This is a genomic window from Nocardia sp. NPDC020380 (assembly GCF_044386975.1).
Taxonomy (GTDB): domain Bacteria; phylum Actinomycetota; class Actinomycetes; order Mycobacteriales; family Mycobacteriaceae; genus Nocardia.
Window position 1 is genome coordinate 41921 of sequence record NZ_JBIRVQ010000028.1, and the last position, 18069, is coordinate 59989.

The 18069-nt window shown below is 66.0% G+C and carries 16 protein-coding genes; 12 read left to right on the forward strand and 4 right to left on the reverse strand.

From position 1 onward, the window contains the following. Nucleotides 1–2 precede the first annotated feature (2 nt). The 5 genes from ACH438_RS44710 (at nucleotide 3) to tuf (ending at nucleotide 5287) form a co-directional block, all read left to right on the forward strand. On the forward strand, nucleotides 3–578 hold the full coding sequence (locus ACH438_RS44710) for a DUF3558 domain-containing protein (RefSeq protein ID WP_397017122.1): 576 nt from the start codon (nucleotides 3–5) through the stop codon (nucleotides 576–578). 280 nt (nucleotides 579–858) lie between these two features. Continuing rightward, nucleotides 859–1233 carry a 30S ribosomal protein S12 gene (gene rpsL, locus ACH438_RS44715; RefSeq protein WP_014353064.1) on the forward strand — a complete coding sequence of 125 codons (375 nt, stop codon included), beginning with the start codon at nucleotides 859–861 and terminating at the stop codon, nucleotides 1231–1233. Beyond that, the gene (gene rpsG / locus ACH438_RS44720) at nucleotides 1233–1703 is read left to right on the forward strand and encodes a 30S ribosomal protein S7 (protein WP_040813378.1); all 471 of its coding nucleotides are present in this window, start codon (nucleotides 1233–1235) and stop codon (nucleotides 1701–1703) included. Before rpsL ends, rpsG begins: the two co-directional genes overlap by 1 nt. Before the next feature lie 174 nt (nucleotides 1704–1877). Further along, nucleotides 1878–3980 (forward strand): elongation factor G, encoded by a 2103-nt coding sequence (gene fusA, locus ACH438_RS44725; protein ID WP_397017125.1) that lies wholly within the window; start codon nucleotides 1878–1880, stop codon nucleotides 3978–3980. A 116-nt stretch (nucleotides 3981–4096) separates the two neighbouring features. Continuing rightward, nucleotides 4097–5287 (forward strand): elongation factor Tu, encoded by a 1191-nt coding sequence (gene tuf, locus ACH438_RS44730; protein ID WP_397017127.1) that lies wholly within the window; start codon nucleotides 4097–4099, stop codon nucleotides 5285–5287. 161 nt (nucleotides 5288–5448) lie between these two features. Here the strand turns inward: tuf and ACH438_RS44735 are convergent, their stop codons facing one another. Both ACH438_RS44735 and ACH438_RS44740 read right to left on the reverse strand, forming a co-directional pair. Next, nucleotides 5449–6225, reverse strand: a complete 777-nt coding sequence (locus ACH438_RS44735) for a glutamate racemase (protein WP_397017157.1) — start codon at nucleotides 6223–6225, stop codon at nucleotides 5449–5451. Between the two features lie 98 nt (nucleotides 6226–6323). Next, the gene (locus tag ACH438_RS44740) at nucleotides 6324–7517 is read right to left on the reverse strand and encodes an NAD(P)/FAD-dependent oxidoreductase (protein ID WP_397017129.1); all 1194 of its coding nucleotides are present in this window, start codon (nucleotides 7515–7517) and stop codon (nucleotides 6324–6326) included. Between the two features lie 154 nt (nucleotides 7518–7671). Here ACH438_RS44740 and ACH438_RS44745 point away from each other — a divergent pair, with 154 nt between their 5' ends. The 5 genes from ACH438_RS44745 to ACH438_RS44765 all read left to right on the forward strand — a co-directional run bounded on the left by ACH438_RS44745 (nucleotide 7672) and on the right by ACH438_RS44765 (nucleotide 12476). Next, nucleotides 7672–8025 carry an SPW repeat protein gene (locus tag ACH438_RS44745; RefSeq protein ID WP_397017131.1) on the forward strand — a complete coding sequence of 118 codons (354 nt, stop codon included), beginning with the start codon at nucleotides 7672–7674 and terminating at the stop codon, nucleotides 8023–8025. Continuing rightward, a complete protein-coding gene (locus ACH438_RS44750) occupies nucleotides 8025–8651 on the forward strand; it encodes a TetR/AcrR family transcriptional regulator (RefSeq protein ID WP_397017133.1) in 627 nt (208 codons plus the stop codon). The genes ACH438_RS44745 and ACH438_RS44750 overlap by 1 nt, the downstream gene beginning before the upstream one ends. A gap of 101 nt (nucleotides 8652–8752) precedes the next feature. Beyond that, complete coding sequence (locus ACH438_RS44755) at nucleotides 8753–10696, forward strand: hypothetical protein (protein ID WP_397017135.1); 1944 nt, start codon at nucleotides 8753–8755, stop codon at nucleotides 10694–10696. A gap of 64 nt (nucleotides 10697–10760) precedes the next feature. Beyond that, nucleotides 10761–11501 (forward strand): DNA alkylation repair protein, encoded by a 741-nt coding sequence (locus ACH438_RS44760; protein WP_397017137.1) that lies wholly within the window; start codon nucleotides 10761–10763, stop codon nucleotides 11499–11501. 246 nt (nucleotides 11502–11747) lie between these two features. Beyond that, on the forward strand, nucleotides 11748–12476 hold the full coding sequence (locus tag ACH438_RS44765) for a transglycosylase SLT domain-containing protein (protein ID WP_397017139.1): 729 nt from the start codon (nucleotides 11748–11750) through the stop codon (nucleotides 12474–12476). A 61-nt stretch (nucleotides 12477–12537) separates the two neighbouring features. On the opposite strand, the gene ACH438_RS44770 is transcribed toward ACH438_RS44765, so the two are convergent. Next, nucleotides 12538–13593, reverse strand: coding sequence for a 2Fe-2S iron-sulfur cluster-binding protein (locus ACH438_RS44770; protein WP_397017141.1), 1056 nt, complete (start codon nucleotides 13591–13593; stop codon nucleotides 12538–12540). A 45-nt stretch (nucleotides 13594–13638) separates the two neighbouring features. Beyond that, nucleotides 13639–14259, reverse strand: coding sequence for a mycofactocin system transcriptional regulator MftR2 (gene mftR2, locus ACH438_RS44775; protein ID WP_397017143.1), 621 nt, complete (start codon nucleotides 14257–14259; stop codon nucleotides 13639–13641). Between the two features lie 209 nt (nucleotides 14260–14468). Between mftR2 and mftF the strand changes: the two genes are divergently transcribed. Both mftF and ACH438_RS44785 read left to right on the forward strand, forming a co-directional pair. Further along, nucleotides 14469–15869, forward strand: a complete 1401-nt coding sequence (gene mftF / locus ACH438_RS44780; RefSeq protein ID WP_397017145.1) for a mycofactocin biosynthesis glycosyltransferase MftF — start codon at nucleotides 14469–14471, stop codon at nucleotides 15867–15869. Nucleotides 15870–16168: 299 nt separating this feature from the next. Beyond that, nucleotides 16169–17521, forward strand: coding sequence for a GAF domain-containing protein (locus tag ACH438_RS44785; protein ID WP_397017147.1), 1353 nt, complete (start codon nucleotides 16169–16171; stop codon nucleotides 17519–17521). Nucleotides 17522–18069: the final 548 nt, after the last annotated feature.

Sequence of the window (18069 nt, forward strand, 5' to 3'; positions counted from 1 at the left end):
ACATGCGGCGCACACTTCGCCCCGGACGACGCTCACGGACCGCGGTGATCCTCGCCGTGCTGGCGGTCACCGCCACCGTCGGCGGCTGCGGCAAGACCATCTCCGGCAACGCCCTGCCCGCCGGCAAGAGCACCAGCGGCCCCGGCAAGATCAATACCGACTTCGACAAGCTGCTCCGCGAATGCGATGTCGTCGCCCTCGACGACATCGCCAAGACGGTCGGCGACGGCACCAGCCTGGAACCGTCCTTCAACGGCGCGGTCTGCATGTGGAACATCACCGGCGGCAGCGCCGGCAGCGGCCTGGTCACCCTCAATTGGTACGAGCAGGGCTCGATCGCCAACGAGAAGACGAACAACGGAAAACTCGGCTATGTGACCAACGACATAACCGTCCAGGGTCGCCGATCGATCCAGACCCAGCGCCCCAACGACGCCGACTCCTGCGGTGTGATGGCACCCGCCGCTGACACCGGGATCATCGGCTGGTGGGTCAACTACCGGCCCGGATCCGCCCATCCGGACCCCTGCGCAGCAGCCAAGAAACTGGTTGAACTGACCCTCAATCTGGCCCAATAATCGCTCTACCAGCCCCCCGTCCGGGGACCCCTTTTTGGCCTTGGTAGAGCCTCCGGGTATCGTGGATCCCTGTGCCCGGAAGCATTCGGGCAGGTTCGTGTGCAGTACGTAGGCCAGCGAGAGCGGCTGACCGTTCCAGCGTGCCCGATAAAAGGCCCCGGAGCTGCGTGCGACACGCCCGACCTCGTGGAGGCGAAATGCCGCGAGAACAGGGCGGAAAGCTCGAATGACAAAGACATGAAGTTCCAGACACCTGGTTACTAATAAGGAAAGCCGGTCTATGCCAACCATCAACCAGCTGGTCCGCAAGGGTCGCCGCGACAAGGTCGCCAAGACCAAGACTGCGGCCCTCAAGGGGAGCCCGCAGCGTCGTGGCGTGTGCACCCGCGTGTACACCACGACCCCGAAGAAGCCGAACTCCGCGCTGCGTAAGGTCGCGCGTGTTCGCCTGACCAGCGCGGTCGAGGTCACGGCTTACATCCCCGGTGAGGGTCACAACCTGCAGGAGCACTCGATGGTGCTCGTCCGCGGTGGTCGTGTGAAGGACCTCCCGGGTGTGCGCTACAAGATCATCCGCGGCTCCCTCGATACCCAGGGTGTCAAGAACCGCAAGCAGGCCCGCAGCCGCTACGGCGCCAAGAAGGAGAAGAGCTAATGCCGCGTAAGGGTCCCGCTCCTAAGCGTCCCCTGATCAACGACCCGGTCTACGGCTCCCCTCTGGTGACGCAGCTGGTCAACAAGATCCTGCTGGACGGCAAGAAGTCGACTGCCGAGCGCATCGTTTACGGCGCCCTCGAGCAGGCTCGCGAGAAGACCGGCACCGACCCGGTCGTCACGCTGAAGCGCGCGCTGGACAACGTGAAGCCGGCCCTCGAGGTCAAGCCGCGTCGTGTCGGTGGCGCCACCTACCAGGTGCCGGTCGAGGTTCGTCCCGGCCGCGCCAACACCCTGGCGCTGCGCTGGCTGGTCAACTACTCCCGCGCTCGTCGCGAGAAGACCATGGTCGAGCGTCTGGCCAACGAGCTGCTGGATGCCAGCAACGGCCTGGGCGCTTCGGTGAAGCGTCGCGAGGACACCCACAAGATGGCCGAGTCCAACCGGGCGTTCGCGCACTACCGCTGGTGACCTGCAGCCCGGCCCTCCGTTCGGATGTGCCGGGATGCGAGTCACACGTCTGATCCGGCGGCCGGGCCGCCCCAGGGCACTCAGCCGCCGCGCCAGACGTTGACAGAGATGGCTCACGGAAAATCCGGAGCCGTTCCCGTTAATCCCAACTAGCTACGAGCGGGGAAGATTTCCGTGGCACAGGACGTGCTCACCGACCTCAACAAGGTCCGCAACATCGGCATCATGGCCCACATCGATGCCGGTAAGACGACGACCACCGAACGCATCCTCTTCTACACCGGTATCACCTACAAGATCGGTGAAGTTCACGATGGCGCCGCCACCATGGACTGGATGGAGCAGGAGCAGGAGCGCGGCATCACGATTACGTCGGCCGCGACCACCACGTTCTGGAAAGACAACCAGATCAACATCATCGACACCCCCGGGCACGTCGACTTCACCGTCGAGGTGGAGCGTTCGCTGCGCGTGCTCGATGGCGCCGTCGCGGTGTTCGACGGTAAAGAAGGTGTCGAGCCGCAGTCCGAGCAGGTGTGGCGTCAGGCGGACAAGTACGACGTCCCGCGCATCTGCTTCGTCAACAAGATGGACAAGCTCGGTGCGGACTTCTACTTCACCGTGCAGACCATCAAGGACCGCCTGGGCGCGCGCCCGCTGGTGATCCAGCTGCCGATCGGCGCCGAGGATACCTTCGAGGGCATCGTCGACCTGGTCGAGAACAACGCCAAGGTCTGGCGCGGTGAGACCAAGCTCGGTGAGCAGTACGAGGTCGTGGAGATCCCCGAGGATCTGAAGGACCAGGCCGAGATCTACCGCCAGGAACTGCTGGAGGCCGTCGCCGAGTCCGACGAGGCCCTCCTGGAGAAGTTCTTCGGTGGCGAGGAGCTCTCGATCGAGGAGATCAAGGGCGCCATCCGCAAGATGACGGTCAACTCCGAGGCCTACCCGATCCTGTGTGGTTCGGCGTTCAAGAACAAGGGCGTGCAGCCCATGCTCGACGCCGTCATCGACTACCTGCCGTCCCCGCTGGACGACGGTGGCGCCGATGGCCACATCCCGGGCAAGGAAGAAGAAGTCCTGCACCGCAATCCGTCGCCGGACGAGCCGTTCGCGGCCCTGGCGTTCAAGATCGCGGCGCACCCGTTCTTCGGCAAGCTGACCTACATCCGCGTGTACTCCGGCAAGGTCGACTCCGGTGCCCAGGTCATCAACTCGACCAAGGGCAAGAAGGAGCGTCTGGGCAAGCTGTTCCAGATGCACTCCAACAAGGAGAACTCGGTCCCGAACGCCACCGCCGGCCACATCTACGCGGTCATCGGCCTGAAGGACACCACCACCGGCGACACCCTGTGCGATCCGCAGAACCAGATCGTGCTGGAGTCCATGACCTTCCCGGATCCGGTCATCGAGGTCTCGATCGAGCCCAAGACCAAGTCCGACCAGGAGAAGCTGGGCGTCGCGATCCAGAAGCTCGCCGAAGAGGATCCGACCTTCTCGGTGAAGCTGGACGACGAGACCGGCCAGACCGTCATCGGCGGTATGGGCGAGCTCCACCTCGATATCCTCGTGGACCGCATGCGCCGCGAGTTCAAGGTCGAGGCGAACGTCGGCAAGCCGCAGGTGGCGTACCGCGAGACCATCACCAAGACGGTGGAGAAGCTCGAGTACACCCACAAGAAGCAGACCGGTGGTTCGGGTCAGTTCGCGCGCGTCATCATCTCCCTCGAGCCCTTCGTGGGCGAGGACGGTGCGACCTACGAGTTCGCGAACAAGGTCACCGGTGGTCGTGTGCCGCGTGAGTACATCCCGTCGGTCGACGCCGGTGCGCAGGATGCCATGCAGTACGGCGTGCTGGCCGGCTACCCGCTGGTCAACCTGAAGGTCTCGCTGCTCGACGGCGCCTACCACGAGGTCGACTCCTCGGAAATGGCGTTCAAGATCGCCGGCGCGATGGCCCTCAAGGAAGCGGCCCGCAAGGCCGGTCCGGTGATCCTCGAGCCGCTGATGGCGGTCGAGGTCATCACGCCCGAGGACTACATGGGCGATGTGATCGGCGACCTGAACTCCCGCCGTGGCCAGATCCAGGCCATGGAGGAACGCAGTGGTGCCCGTGTCGTCAAGGCGCTGGTTCCGCTCTCGGAGATGTTCGGTTACATCGGTGACCTGCGGTCGAAGACCCAGGGCCGGGCGAACTACTCCATGGTGTTCGATTCGTACGCGGAGGTTCCGGCCAACGTGTCGAAGGAGATCATCGCCAAGGCGACCGGCGAGTAATCGCTGTCGGGGCGAGTTTGCGAGAATTCGCCCCGAGCAGGTCGTCGAACGACCCCCTGTAATACAAACCGCACTGCTGCAAAAAAGCACGCACTAACTAGTCCAGGAGGACAACAGTGGCGAAGGCGAAGTTCGAGCGGACGAAGCCCCACGTCAACATCGGCACCATTGGTCACGTCGACCACGGCAAGACCACGCTGACCGCGGCGATCACCAAGGTGCTGGCTGACAAGTACCCGGACCTGAACGCGGCCTTCGCGTTCGACCAGATCGACAAGGCTCCGGAGGAGAAGGCTCGTGGTATCACGATCAACATCTCCCACGTCGAGTACCAGACCGAGAAGCGCCACTACGCGCACGTCGACGCCCCCGGTCACGCCGACTACATCAAGAACATGATCACCGGTGCCGCCCAGATGGACGGCGCGATCCTGGTCGTGGCGGCTACCGACGGCCCGATGCCGCAGACCCGTGAGCACGTGCTGCTCGCCCGTCAGGTCGGTGTGCCTTACATCCTGGTCGCGCTGAACAAGTCCGACATGGTCGACGACGAGGAAATCCTCGAGCTCGTCGAGATGGAGGTCCGCGAGCTGCTGGCCACCCAGGAGTTCGACGAGGACGCGCCGGTCGTGCGTGTTTCCGGTCTGAAGGCGCTCGAGGGCGACCCGAAGTGGACCGAGTCGATCATCGAGCTGATGAACGCCGTCGACGAGTCGATCCCGGACCCGGTCCGTGAGACCGACAAGCCGTTCCTGATGCCGATCGAGGACGTCTTCACGATCACCGGTCGTGGCACCGTCGTCACCGGTCGTATCGAGCGTGGCATCGTGAATGTCAACGAAGAGGTCGAGATCGTCGGCATCAAGGAGAAGTCGACCAAGACCACGATCACCGGCATCGAGATGTTCCGCAAGCTGCTCGACAACGGCCAGGCGGGCGACAACGTCGGTCTGCTGGTTCGTGGCATCAAGCGTGAGGATGTCGAGCGCGGCCAGGTCGTCATCAAGCCGGGCACCACGACTCCGCACACCGAGTTCGAGGGCCAGGCGTACATCCTGTCGAAGGACGAGGGTGGCCGCCACACCCCGTTCTTCAACAACTACCGCCCGCAGTTCTACTTCCGCACCACGGACGTGACCGGCGTCGTGACCCTCCCCGAGGGCACCGAGATGGTCATGCCCGGCGACAACACCGAGATGAGCGTCAAGCTCATCCAGCCGATCGCCATGGAAGAGGGCCTGCGTTTCGCGATCCGTGAGGGTGGCCGCACCGTCGGTGCCGGTCGCGTCACCAAGATCATCAAGTGATTCCCTGAATCACTGAGTGATTCGCTGAATCGCTGAGAGGGCCGTTCCCCCAAGGGGGAGCGGCCCTTTCGCCATTCCTGCCCCGAATATCCACCCGCACTTCCCCAATCGCCTTCCTCTCGCCCGAATACGTTGCGGCGGTGGGGCGGTGGTGAGTGGGGTCAAACTGCGGGTTCGGCCTGGACGGCGCCGAGGATGCGGCCGGAGTCGAAGGAGGCTGCGGCGGTGGGGAGTCGGGCGGGGCGGCCGGAGGCGATGACGCGGACGGTGCCGGTGCCGGTGGTGGGGCGGCCGAGGGCGTCCATGCGGCGGAGGGTCTGGGCGGCGACGGCTTGGGCGCTGTCGAAGACGCGGACTCCGTGGGGGAGTGCGGAGAGGATGTCGTCGAGGACGAGGGGGTAGTGGGTGCAGCCGAGCACGATGCCTTCGGTATCCGCGGGGGTGCGGGCGGCGGCGTCGGCGATGGCGTGCGCGATGGCGGGGAGGTCGCCGCGGTCGATGGCGTCGGCGAGGCCGTGGCAGGCGACTCCGGTGACGTCGGCGTCGCCGGCGAAGCGGGCGATGAGGTCGGCCTGGTAGGCGCTGGCGGTGGTGGCCGCGGTGGCCCAGACCGCTACTTTCCGGCAGGCGGCGGTGGCGGGTTTGATGGCGGGCACGGTGCCGATGACGGGAATGTCCGGCCCGACCATGGCGCGGACGTGTTCGAGCGCGGTGACGCTGGCCGTATTACAGGGCAGCACAATGACTTCCGCGCCTTCGCGCAGGGAGGCGCGGGCGGTGTCCAGTACCCGGTCGACGACCCATTGCTCGGGTTTCGGCCCCCACGGTGCCCCGTCGGGGTCGTTCTGCAGCAGCAGGTCGAGATCGGGCCGCAGCTTCCGCAACCAGGCGGCAGTGGGCAGCAGCCCAAATCCGGAGTCGATGAGCGCGACGATCACACTTGTCACGGTAGTGAAGTACCCCCGCTGTTCGCGAACTGCGGGTCGAAATAGTGCGTTACCGCCGTCCGATCGGCGGTTGCAGCGCAGCCGGGTCGCTAGTGGGCGGCCTCGGGTTGGGTGGCGGCGGCGAGCTGTCCGCGCATTTTCATGACTTTGCCGGTCATACCCGCGCCGACCACGGCGACGAGGACACCGTCCCGGAAGTAGTGGGCGAGGAACTTCCGCCCCTGGTCGTCGACGATCCGTACTTCGTCGGCGCCGCCGGGTGTGCCGAGAACCTGGATCTTCAGCTCGTACTGGTCGCTCCAGACGTAGGGAACCTGTACGCCCGCAGCCGGTTCCACGCCGAGCATGGCGGCGGCGAGCAGCCGGGCCTGTTCGCCGGCATTGGTCCAGTGTTCGACGCGTTTGTTGCGTCCGCTGTGGTGTGGCCAGGCGGCGACGTCGCCGACGGCCCAGACGCCGTCGACGCTGGTCCGGCCGGTGTCGTCGGTGAGTACGCCGCCGCCGTCGGCGGGTGCGGCGAGGGGGATGCCGGAGTCGGCGAGCCAGTCGGTGACGGGTACGGATCCGACGCCGATCACGACCAGGCCGGCGTCGATGACGGTGCCGTCGCTCAACCGCACGCCGCGCAGCGTGTCGCCTTCGGTGACAAGTGATTCCACGCCGATCCCGCAGCGGACGTCGACGCCTTCCTCGGTGTGGAGGCGTGCGACGAGTGCGCCGACCTCGGTGCCGAGTGCGGCGGCAAGGGGTGTTGCCTGCGGTTCGACGAGTGTGACGTCCACGCCGCGGGCGCGAAAGCTTGCCGTGAGTTCGCAGCCGATGAACCCGGCGCCTACGACAACCGCTTCGCCCGTATTTGCGAGTTGTTCGCGGAGCCGTGCCGCGTCGTCGTGGGAGCGCAGCACGTGCACGCCGGGAACGTCCGGAAAGCCGGGTATACGCCGTGGCCGCAGCCCGGTGGCGATGATCAGCCGGTCGTAGCCGAGGCGGCTGCCGTCGGCGAGGGTGACCTCGCGCGCAACCGTGTCGACCCCGGTCGCGGTGGCGCCGAGTCGCAGGTCGATGCCCTTTTCGGTGAAGAATTCGGCGGGCCGCAGGGTGGTGTCGTCGGTTTCGCCGCGAACGTACTGTTTGGACAGTGGCGGCCGGTCGTAGGGTGCCCGGTTCTCGTCGCCGAGGAGGGTGAGTTCGCCCTCGTATCCGGCCTTTCGCAGTTCTTCGGCGGTGCGGAGTCCCGCGAGCCCCGCACCAACAATTAGAACGTGTTCTACCGCCTGCGACATAGGGGAAACCCTATCGGTTCCCCGGGTCCCGCGCCGATGTGTCCCGCGCCACATTCGAGCTGCCGCCGAATCGTAGCTGAACATTTATTGATCGGGCGGTCAATCAGGAATATACCGGTATCAGGACATATCCTCAGCCTTAAGGAGGCCCCTCATGTTCACCGAAGGCCGCGCACAGGACGCCGTCGCCGTCGTTCTCGGCGTCGTCGCCGCGTTGTCGCCCATCTGGGTGGCGCACAGCAACCGCGCTCTGTGGACCCTGATCGTGCTCGGCGTGCTGATCGCGCTGAGCGGGCTCGGTCACCTGGCCAAGATGGCCGGCACCACCGCCGATTACGCCATGGGCGTGCTGGGCGTGCTGCTGTTCATCTCGCCGTGGGTGATGAATTTCCACGACTACAGCGGTGCTTCGTGGACCGCGTGGATCGTCGGCGCGCTGACCGTGGCCACCGCGGCCGCGGCTATGCCGGCGGTGTCGGGTCGTCTGAACTCGGTGACGCATCACTGATGCAGATGCCACGACCGCGAGCGGGGCGTCGCCGTTCCAAGAAAGAGGACGGCGACGCCCGTCAGCTCATCCTGGATGCCGCGGAGAAATTGTTCGCGGCAAAGGGATTCGATGCGACCCCGACCGCCGCCATCGCGACCGCGGCCGGTGTCCCCAAAGGCCTGGTTTTCTATTATTTCCCCACCAAGGACGCGATTCTGTCGGCATTGATGGCCGAGCGCGTCCCGCCCGAACCGATCGATGACATCGATTCCCTGGTGGCGCCGGGTGATCCGGTGAAGAGCCTGGTGAATCTGGACGCGGCACTGAATCTCCGCGATCACCATTCGTCGGTTTTGCGAGTGATCATGTGGCGCGAAGCGGACACCCATCCCGATGTACGGAAGCAATTACGCCGCATGCGTGACCAGCTACTGGACGTGACGGCGCGGGTATTGCAAGCGAGCGCCCCGTCCCCGGTGCAGCCGGGTACGTTGCGAGCTTGTGCGGCAGCATGGGTTTCGGCCATGTTCACGATCGCGAGCACCGACCGTTTGCATGCGCTGGACGGCATGACATTGCCGACGGCGGACGAGATCTTCAATGTGGCCCAGGTGGTTGCCGCGGGCATGGCACACATGGGCTGAATTTGCTGACCGGCGTCAACGCCCCAATACCTTTGCTCATGAATAGCTTTCGCGGCGACCCGACTCGCACCCGAGCCCCGGTCGGGGTAACAATGTCGCCCATGGATGCCGACTACACCGCCTCGCGGGGCGAATCCCCGGACGAGCGCCGGGGTTATCGCCTCACTCGGTCGGGCAGCAGCGATCCGGGCTCGGCTCCGCTGCTGACCGGCGCCGACAGTGGTGGGTACGGCCGCGCCGCGGATCGGCCGGAGCAACCGCCCGAGCGGGGGGAGGCGGAGCGCTGGTCGCCGCCGCGGCTGTCGTCGCCTCCGTCCGATTCCCCGTATTCGTCCGGTCCGCCGGCGGATTCCGCGTATCTCTCCAACGGTTCGTCGTATCTCTCGAACGGCGCGACCGGTTCCCCCTATCTTTCGAACGGTTCTTCCGATCCCATGTCTCTTTCCAACGGCTCGTCCGGTTCGGCGTACCTCACCAATGGCGCCACGGATTCGACCGTGTTCCCCGGCAGCGCAGCCGAGGCGGCGTACCCGCTGAACCGCGCCCCCGATCCCCTGCCGACCCGGATGCCGGCCCCCGAGGTCGCGTCCCCCCGTTCGCAGGATCGGTCGGCCGCATCGTCCTGGGCCACCGATGCGGAGTCCCTGTCGCGCCGGATCGCCGCGGAGGCGGATGCCCGCCGCGCGGCCGCCGACCCGGACCCGGTGTCCCTCTCCCGCTTCGTAACCCCCGAAGCCGAGCAGACCACCCTCTCCCGCTTCATGACGCCCGAACCGGAGCCGATATCCCCGCCCCGCTTCGTGACACCCGAGCCGGAGCCGGCATCCCCGCCCCGCCCTGCCGACCCGGACCCCGCCCCACTCTCGCGTTTCTCGTCGGCGGAATCCGATTCCCCCTCCTTGCCGCGCCTATCGTCGCCCGAGGTGGGTTCCTCGTCGTTGCCACGCTTTTCGCCGCAGGAAGCGGATCCGTCGTCCTTGTCGCGCTTTTCGTCGCCCGACATGGATCCGTCCTCGCTGTCGCGCTTTTCGTCGCCCGAAGTAGATCCCCCGTCGTCCCCGCGCTATTCAGCGCAGGAGGCGGATCCCGCGTCGCTGCCCCGGTATTCGTCGCAGGGCGGCGATGCCGCATCGTCGCCGCGGTATTCGTCGCAAGAGGCGGAGCCCGCCCCGTTGCCGCGCTATTCATCTCCGGAATCCGATTCCGGGTCGTCTTCGCGCTACGCCTCCCCCGAGGCGGAGTCGTTGCCGCGTTTCGCGCCTTCCGAATCGGATTCCTCACTACCGCGTTTCGTCTCGAACGAGCCCGAATACGCGCCCGCCCCGCGCTATTCGGGTAGCGATCAAGGTGCCGCGCCCGGCGCGCTGTTCACCGCCGGTGGTACCGGATCTCCCTCGGCGGCAAGCGATTCCGGTCGCTCGTCGCGGTTCGCGGGTTCCGACCTGGATACCGGTTCGATGCCCCGGGTCGCCGCGCCCGAGCCGCCGTCGGAGGGCCGCCGTCGTCGGCCCGAGCCGGAGGTCTCCCCGGAGCCGTCCCGCTCACCCGAGCCGGAAGCGGCCGGGCTGCCGCGGCGTATTGCGGATCCGGAGTCGTTCGCGCGTCGTGCCGCCGCCGAATCGGTAGCTTCCGCAGTGGAATCCGACGCGGTCATTCAGCGTGTGATGCAGGATTCCGAGTCGTCCCCGCGCCGTGCCGCGCCGGATCCGCTGGTGACTTCGCATCGCGCGGCTCCCGAACCGGAAGCGCCGCAGCCTGTTCCGTCCGTCGCCGCGGTGACGCCCCCACGCCCGGCGCCCGCTGCCGCCGCGCCGGCGGTCGGCCTGCAGGACATCATGCGTCTGCTGATGGCGAGTCATGAGCTGGATGTGGCGGCGCAGCAGGCGGAGGCCGGTGAGCTGTCGGTCGCGGAGCTGGCGCGAGTGGCTCGCGCGACGCGTTCTGCTGCCGTGGATCTGGTGGCCGCCTGGTATGGCGGCGCGGATCATATGCGCAAGTTCGGCGAGGTGCTGTTACAGGCCGCGGTCGAAACAGCTGGGTCGTGAATCGCCCGCCCGTCGCGGCCGGTGAATTCGGATTGCTGTCGGTGCCGTGCCTGATCATGGTGTGGTGACGAATCCGGAGCTGACGGCCGCGGCGGTGCGGGCGGAATTGTCGAAGGTGGCGGATCCCGCGGATGCGGTGCATCTGCGGCGGTTTTTCAAGACCGGGCCGGGGGAGTACGGCGCGGGGGATGTGTTCATCGGTGTGCGGGTGCCGCAGACCCGGAAAGTGGTGCAGGGTTTCGCGGAGTTGCCGTTGGCGCAGATCGATGAACTGCTCGACAGTGAGGTGCACGAGTTCCGCTTGGCGGGTTTGCTGATTCTGAATGCGCGGATGGCGCAGGCGATGCGGAAACGTGCGCCCGATGTGGCGGCGCAGGAACGGATTGTGGGCGCGTATCTGGCGGCGGTGGCGCGGGGCCGGGTGAACAACTGGGATCTGGTGGACGGTTCGGCGGAGTTCGTGCTCGGTCCGTGGTTGCTGGAGCGGCCGCGTGCGGTTTTGTTCGAGTTGGCGGGCGGGGATTCGCTGTGGGAGCGGCGGGTGGCTCTGCTGGCCACTTTCGCGTTCATCAAGGCGGGGGATACGTCGACGACGCTGGAACTGTGTGAGCGGTATCTGCCGGATCGGCGTGACTTGATTCAGAAGGCGGTCGGCTGGATGTTGCGGGAAATCGGTAAGCGGGTGGATCGCGCGCAGTTGACGGCTTTTCTGGATGCGCATGCGGCGCATATGGGCCGGACCGCGCTGAGTTATGCGACCGAGCATCTGACGGCCGAGGAGCGCGCGCACTATCGCTCGTTGTGACCCGTCCGAGGTCCCGCTGACCGGGCGCGAGGCGGTTGTGACGGAGCGCTCGAGACCTTCCCGTTATCCGAAGATGTCCAGGTAGGCGACCGGTTCCGGGTTCCCTACCAGTGCCGTCGGAGCAACCGGCGACAGTTGTTCATCTTCAGTTCAGTTTACGTTAACCTGGCGCAATCATTCTGTGACCACGCCCCCGGGCGTACATGCGAAGACCGCCGCTTCCGCCGGCGAGAGCGTGGTGGATCGGTGATCTCGGGTATGCATGCCCGAATCTCGTTCCCTTACAAGCCAATCACGAACCAACAGCGTATGAGCGTGCGCCAAACGGGGCGTCCGCTGTGGCTTGCGCTGGCCGAAAAGTCTATGCCTTCACGAAAACTGATCTCCTCGCGTTTCCCCGTCTCTTCCGGCCGGGCGTTCGTCGCCTCGGGCACCGCGGCGCTCGCGCTGACCATGTGTGCCGTGTTCGCTTCGGGTCAGGCCTCGGCCGCCGAGATCGCGGGCGTGCCGAACGAGCTGCAGGCGCCCGCTCAGCAGGTGCAGCAGCAGGCCGTGCAGTTCGACCAGACCTTGCCGCAGTCGCAGCAGGATCAGGTGCAGCAGTTCGTGCAGGGTCTGCCGGCCCCGTTCTCGCAGCTGTTGCCGCCGGTTTTCCCGGATGATCTGGATGGCTGGATCCATCACGCGCTGTATCTGATGGGCCAGGACAATATTCCGGGCAGCTACGACGGCATCTTCCGCAATGTCATGCGGGAGTCGGGTGGCAATCCGCAGGCGATCAACCTGTACGACTCGAATGCCGCGGCGGGTATCCCGTCGAAGGGTTTGCTCCAGGTGATCGACCCGACGTTCCAGGCGTACCACGTCGACGGAACCTCGTGGGATATCTACGATCCGGTGGCGAATATCGCGGCGGCCTGCAATTACGCGGCCCACCGCTACGGTTCGATCGACAACGTCTTCTCGGCGTACTGATCGGAGTGCTTCGGCCGCCGCGTGTTTCACGCGGCGGCCGGCAGTGCTTTTGCGCCGGGCGCTAGAACTGGATCTTCAGGTGGTCCGTGACGGGCCGGGCCTGGCAGCCGAGGATGTAGCCGTTGGCGATGTCCTCGGGGTCGAGGATTTCCGCGTTGGCCATTTCGACATTGCCTTCGAGCACGGTGCAGGCGCAGGATCCGCATTCGCCTTCGAGGCAGCTGTAGGGCACGTCGATGCCCTTGGCGAGCATGATGTCGACGAGGGTCTGGGTGCGTGGCCATTGGAGTTCGTGTGTCTCGCCGTCGAGTTCGACTTCGACCGTGGCCGCGTCGGCGGCTTCGGCTTCGGTGATCTCGCTGGGCGCGACTTCGGCGAACGGGTCACCGGAGAGTGAGTTGAATACTTCGGCGTGCGTCCGGTTGCGCGGCACCCCGAGTTGGCCGAGTGCGTCGTGGACGCGGTCCATGAACGGTTTGGGCCCGCACATGAAGGCCTCGTGCCCGCTGTAGGGCGTGACGAGTGCGGCGAGTGCGTCCGCGGTGGGCAGCCCCTGCAGGTGTTCGAGCCAGTGCACGACGACGAGCCGCTGCGGATGCTTGTCCGCGAGTTCCCGGAGTTCGCGCGCGAAGATGACGGAGTCGTGGTCGCGGTTGGCGTACACCACGACAATGCGCCCGTTGCCGCGCGAGAGCGCCGATTTGAGGATCGACATGACGGGTGTGATCCCGCTGCCGGCCGCGAAGAGCAGCAGGTCCTCGTCGAGGTTCTTGGGGGTGAACGAGCCGGAGGGCGGCAGTACTTCGAGGTTGTCTCCGGCTTTCACGTTGTCGCACACCCAGTTCGAGGCGTACCCGTCGACGGTCCGTTTGACGGTGACCTTGGGTTTGTCGTCGGTGTGGGGTGAGCTGGCGAGCGAGTAGCAGCGGGAGACGGAGCCGGTGAGCTCGCTGGGGATGCGCAGGGTCAGGAATTGTCCTGGCTGGTAGGTGAATCGCTCGTGCAGTTCCTCGGGAACGTCGAATACCAGCGAGCAGGAGTCGGCCGTCTCGTTGATGACCGCGGAGACTCGCAGCACGACCGAGCGCGAGCTGTGCGGTACGTCGACGGTGGTCATGTGGCTCCTCGTAGTCTACCTAAACTAGAACACGTTCTAGTTTGACTATACGTGGCTGTCCCGCTGGCGGACAAGCTGAGCCTCCAGGCCGGCGATCAGGACCTCCATCGAGAAGTCGTAAGAGTACTTTCCGCGCAGGTCGGCCATGTGTTTGGTGGCGCGTTCCACAGCTTCGGGGAGTACTCGATCGTGCAGTGCGGTGCGGTCGCGCGGATTGACCTTGCTGCGGCCGAACAGATAGGTGTGGATGGTGGCGTAGGCGGCGAGCACATTGCGATCGTCGAATCCGGCGTCGAAGAGGATTTCCATGACGGCCGCGATGAGATCGAGCTGTTTGCCCAGCATCTGCTCGATGAGTACGTCGCCGAGACCGGGGTGCTTGCGCAATTTCTCGTCGATCTGGTCGATGAGATCGCGCAGCCGCATTTGCCACGGGCCGAATTCCGGTGGGGGCTTGCGTACTCCGGTGAGCGCGGCGGTGGCGACGAGATCGAGTAGCTCGCGCTTGTCCGCGACGTAGTAATAGGGCGCCATCGGGGAAACGCCGAGTTCGCGGGACAGTCGCCGCATGGAGAGTTTCTCCACGCCGTCCTGCCGGACCACCCGCAGGGCGGCCTCGACGATCTCGGATTCCGAGAGGGTGTTACCGCCCCCGCTTGTCTGCATGCGCCCGACTCCCATACCACCTCGACCACCACGGGTACGGATTTCCGTCCCCGACCTGTTCATCTGCCGATTTTCCTCCCGCAGTCTAGATGTCGGTTGTGCCTTACCGGTCGGTCTCGGGTGAGCCGCCGCAGGTTACTTGTCGTTCGGGATAGTGAGCGGCGTGGCAATGATGATTGCTGGGCATGTGCTGTCCTAGCATTCCAGGAATGCGCCATGATCGACTTCCCGATGGTTTCGGGGTGCGAATCGATCCCAGGGTGCGCACTTATTCCGGTGGACGGCTCCTGGTCGGCGGCACGCCGACCCGGTTGCTGCGGTTGGCGCCGGAAGCTGCGGCCATGATCGGTGATGGATACCTCGAGGTGACGGATCCTGCGTCGGCTCGGGTTGCCAGACGGCTACTGGATTCCGGTGTCGCGAATCCGCGTCCGCGATTGCTGCCGGCTCTCGAAGACGTGACCGTCATCGTGCCGGTTCACAATCACACCGCCGAATTGAATCGGCTGTTGTCGGCGCTGCGCGGGCATTCGGTGATCGTGGTGGACGACGGTTCGGACAAGCCGGTGCGTATTCCGGATTCGCGGGGGAGCCGCTGCCGGGTGACGGTGCTGCGCCGGGATCGCCGCCAGGGTGCGGCGGCCGCGCGCAATATCGGCCTGCGTGCGGCGGCAACCGAATTCGTGGCGTTCCTGGATCCGGATGTGGTGCCGCGGGCGGGCTGGCTCGAGGTGATGCTCGGGCATTTCAGTGATCCGAAGGTGGCGCTGGTGGCGCCGCGCATTCTGGCGATGGATCCGGATTCGACCTTGCTGGCCCGCTATGAGCACACGCGCGGTTCGCTGCATCGGGGCCGGCGGGAGTCGGCGGTGCAGGCGCACGGCCCGGTGCCGTACGTGCCGAGTTCGGCCCTGCTGGTGCGCAGGCATGCCTTGCTGGCGGAGGGTGGTTTCGACGAGTCGATGCCGGCGGGCGGGGATATCGATCTGTGCTGGCGGCTGGATCGGGCGGGCTGGCGGTTGCGCTACGAGCCGGCCGCGCGGGTGGCGCACAGCAATCCGGTGACCTTGCGGAAGTGGTTCGCGCACAAGGTGGTTCACGGTACGGGTGTGGCTCCGCTGGGGCAGCGGCACGCGGGTATGGCGGCACCGTTGTCGATGCCGATCTGGACGGCGGTGACGGCGATGCTGCTGGCCACCATGTCCGGGTGGGGTGTGTTCGGTGGTCTGCTGACGTTGATCGCGACCTTGTTCCGGCTGCGCCGGGTGTTCGCGGGCCTGGACAATCCGACGCGAGTGGCCGCCATATATATGGCGCGTGGTTTCTCCGGCGGGGTGTGGCGGCTGGCTTCGGCGCTGTGCCGTCATTATTGGCCGGTCACCTTGCTGGGCATGTTGTGTTCGCGCCGTATCCGGCATATCGCGATCACGTTGGCGATGGCGGACGGTCTGGCGGATTGGTTCATGCATCGGGAGCCGGGTTGCCTGGATCCGACCCGCTATATCGCGTGTAAGCGGGTGGAGGATGTGGCCTACGGTACGGGCCTGTGGTGGGGTGCGTTGCGTACCCGCAATGCCGCGGCGCTGCGTCCCACCTTGCCACCCAACTGATTTCGCGGTCAGGCCGGTAGCGTCTGCATCTCCAACATTCGGACGGTGTGGGTCGCACCCGTGTTTCGCGGCCCGCCCCGGTTCTGGACTGAGTGGAGCGGGGGAGCGAAGCGGAGGAGCGGAGGGAGGGAAGAGCCGGGGTAACGAGGGCCGCGAACCGCCGAAGCGAAGCGGAGGCAAATAGACACAGCTCACATTTCGTGAGGTTCCGGTCGCGATGTGACCTGCCGGACAAACGTCCGGCTTCTGCCTTCCGTGTCCGACCCCGCCGGTACTCTTTGGGTCGGAAAGAAAGGCAAATGGTCAGCAATCTCGCAGGTGGGGGGCAATCCCAGAACGGCGTCGAACCGGGCAGTCAGCTCGGGGCGCTGGAGGCGTACGCCGCCCAAGCCCACGGATACCTCAGTGTGGGCGGCGAGCAGTTGGCTCAACTGCCGGGTCTACTACGACCCTTGGTCCTGGAGTCGTGGCTGCGCAGTCTGCGCGGCGGCGTCGATCCGATGGACGACGGTGACGGCCGCGGGCTGCGCGGAACCGATCTCGAGCGCTATCGCGACGCGCATCCGATCGCCGCGGTAATGCCGTTGGTGGACAAGCTACTACTGCGCGACGCCACCAGCACGGGCTTGATCGTGGTGATCGCCGATCAGTTCGGCCGGGTGCTGTCGGTGCACGGCACCGCCGATCGGGTGCAGGCCGCCTCGGAGGCGGGACTGCGCGAGGGCAATGACCTGAGCGAGCGGCGGGTGGGCACCAATGCGGTGGGCCTGGTGGTGCGTACCGGCCGGGCGGCGTGGATTCACGGCCCGGAGCATTTCCTGCATCGCATGCATCAGATCACGGGAGCCGCTGCGCCCGTTCATGATCCGGACGGCCGCCTGGTGGGCGTGCTGATGATCGCGGGCGGGGTGCGGGTGGCGCGCCCGGAGATTCTGGCGCTGGTGAAGGCGGCGGCGACGGCGGCGGAGATGGATCTGCTGCTGGCGGCGGTGCGTTCGGGTCACGATCGGCGGTCGGGTGCGGATGCGCCGGCGCCGGAGCGGCTGGGCCTGGAGGTGCTCGGGTTGGGGCAGCCGCAGCTGACGGTGGCGGGGGACCGGGTTCCGTTGTCGCAGCGGCATGCCGAGATTCTGCTGTTGCTGGCCGAGCATGCCGAGGGCCTTTCGGCGGACCATCTGGCGCTGCTGCTCGATGACGCGGATCTCGACAATGCCACCATTCGTGCCGCCATGTCGCGGTTGCGGTCGGTGGTGGGCCCGAATGTCTTCGGTTCGCGGCCGTACCGGTTGCGGATTCCGATCGCCACGGATGTGGAGGCGTTGCGGGCGGCGCTGGATTCCGGGGATGTGGATTCGGCGGTGCGGCTGTATTCGGGTCCGGCGCTGCCGAGGTCGACGGCTCCGGGAGTGATAGACATTCGCGATGAATTGCGGGTGCGGCTGCGCACGGCGGTATTACGTTCGGGTGACACCGGTGTTTTGAGTCGCTGGACGGCGGGCGCCGAAGGGCGTGACGATGCGGCCGCGTGGGCCGCTTATCGGTCGACGGTGGATCGCGATTCTCCGCTGTATGCGCAGATCGAGGCCAAGATCCGGGTGCTGGATCGGCGCCTGGGCGCCGATGCAACGCAGATGCAACGTTTCGACTCATAGTCTTCGCATCCGAAAGTGTGGTCGATCACACTTCGAGCTCGTTCTGTGTCTGAACGCACATTTGGCGCGTTCGGCGGGCTTTGTCGCGCCCGAACTAGACGGGCGTCCAATTTTTTTCAGGGAAAAAGTTCCGTTTTTTTCGTACACCGCCTAGTGTTCGCAATGCATGGAGGGCATCCATGTGACGCAGGCGACAGAGCGACGCTCGAGACCGCATCCCCGCCGCTGGGGATCCGGCCACAGCGGCACCGCTCGGCGGTGAAGTTGGAGGAGATCGGCAGCAGTACACCCCTGATGCGGATGACCCGGAGGCAACCGCATCCCGGCCGGCGGCAGGTGCTTTCCGAGGCACGGGGACCCGGCCGTCTCGAGCACTAGTTGGATCACGCGCGCAGGCGTCACGGACGACGTCGCGCATTCGTCGAATCACCCAGGGCAGTGCGGTTTTCCGCGGCCTGGGCGTCGCACCACGAGACGCCCCAGGTCTAGTTCGTGATGCCCGAAAGCGTTCGGCGGCATAGCAATTCGCCATAAGAAGGGAGGCTCCG

Bases quoted from the DNA above. Each gene is read 5' to 3' on its own strand.
- mftR2 (WP_397017143.1), bottom strand. From the start codon at position 14,259: ATGCAGACAAGCGGGGGCGGTAACACCCTCTCGGAATCCGAGATCGTC.
- ACH438_RS44770 (WP_397017141.1), bottom strand. From the start codon at position 13,593: ATGACCACCGTCGACGTACCGCACAGCTCGCGCTCGGTCGTGCTGCGA.
- ACH438_RS44745 (WP_397017131.1), top strand. From the start codon at position 7,672: ATGTTCACCGAAGGCCGCGCACAGGACGCCGTCGCCGTCGTTCTCGGC.
- ACH438_RS44750 (WP_397017133.1), top strand. From the start codon at position 8,025: ATGCAGATGCCACGACCGCGAGCGGGGCGTCGCCGTTCCAAGAAAGAG.
- rpsL (WP_014353064.1), top strand. From the start codon at position 859: ATGCCAACCATCAACCAGCTGGTCCGCAAGGGTCGCCGCGACAAGGTC.
- mftF (WP_397017145.1), top strand. From the start codon at position 14,469: ATGCGCCATGATCGACTTCCCGATGGTTTCGGGGTGCGAATCGATCCC.
- ACH438_RS44755 (WP_397017135.1), top strand. From the start codon at position 8,753: ATGGATGCCGACTACACCGCCTCGCGGGGCGAATCCCCGGACGAGCGC.
- rpsG (WP_040813378.1), top strand. From the start codon at position 1,233: ATGCCGCGTAAGGGTCCCGCTCCTAAGCGTCCCCTGATCAACGACCCG.
- ACH438_RS44710 (WP_397017122.1), top strand. From the start codon at position 3: ATGCGGCGCACACTTCGCCCCGGACGACGCTCACGGACCGCGGTGATC.
- ACH438_RS44740 (WP_397017129.1), bottom strand. From the start codon at position 7,517: ATGTCGCAGGCGGTAGAACACGTTCTAATTGTTGGTGCGGGGCTCGCG.
- ACH438_RS44785 (WP_397017147.1), top strand. From the start codon at position 16,169: ATGGTCAGCAATCTCGCAGGTGGGGGGCAATCCCAGAACGGCGTCGAA.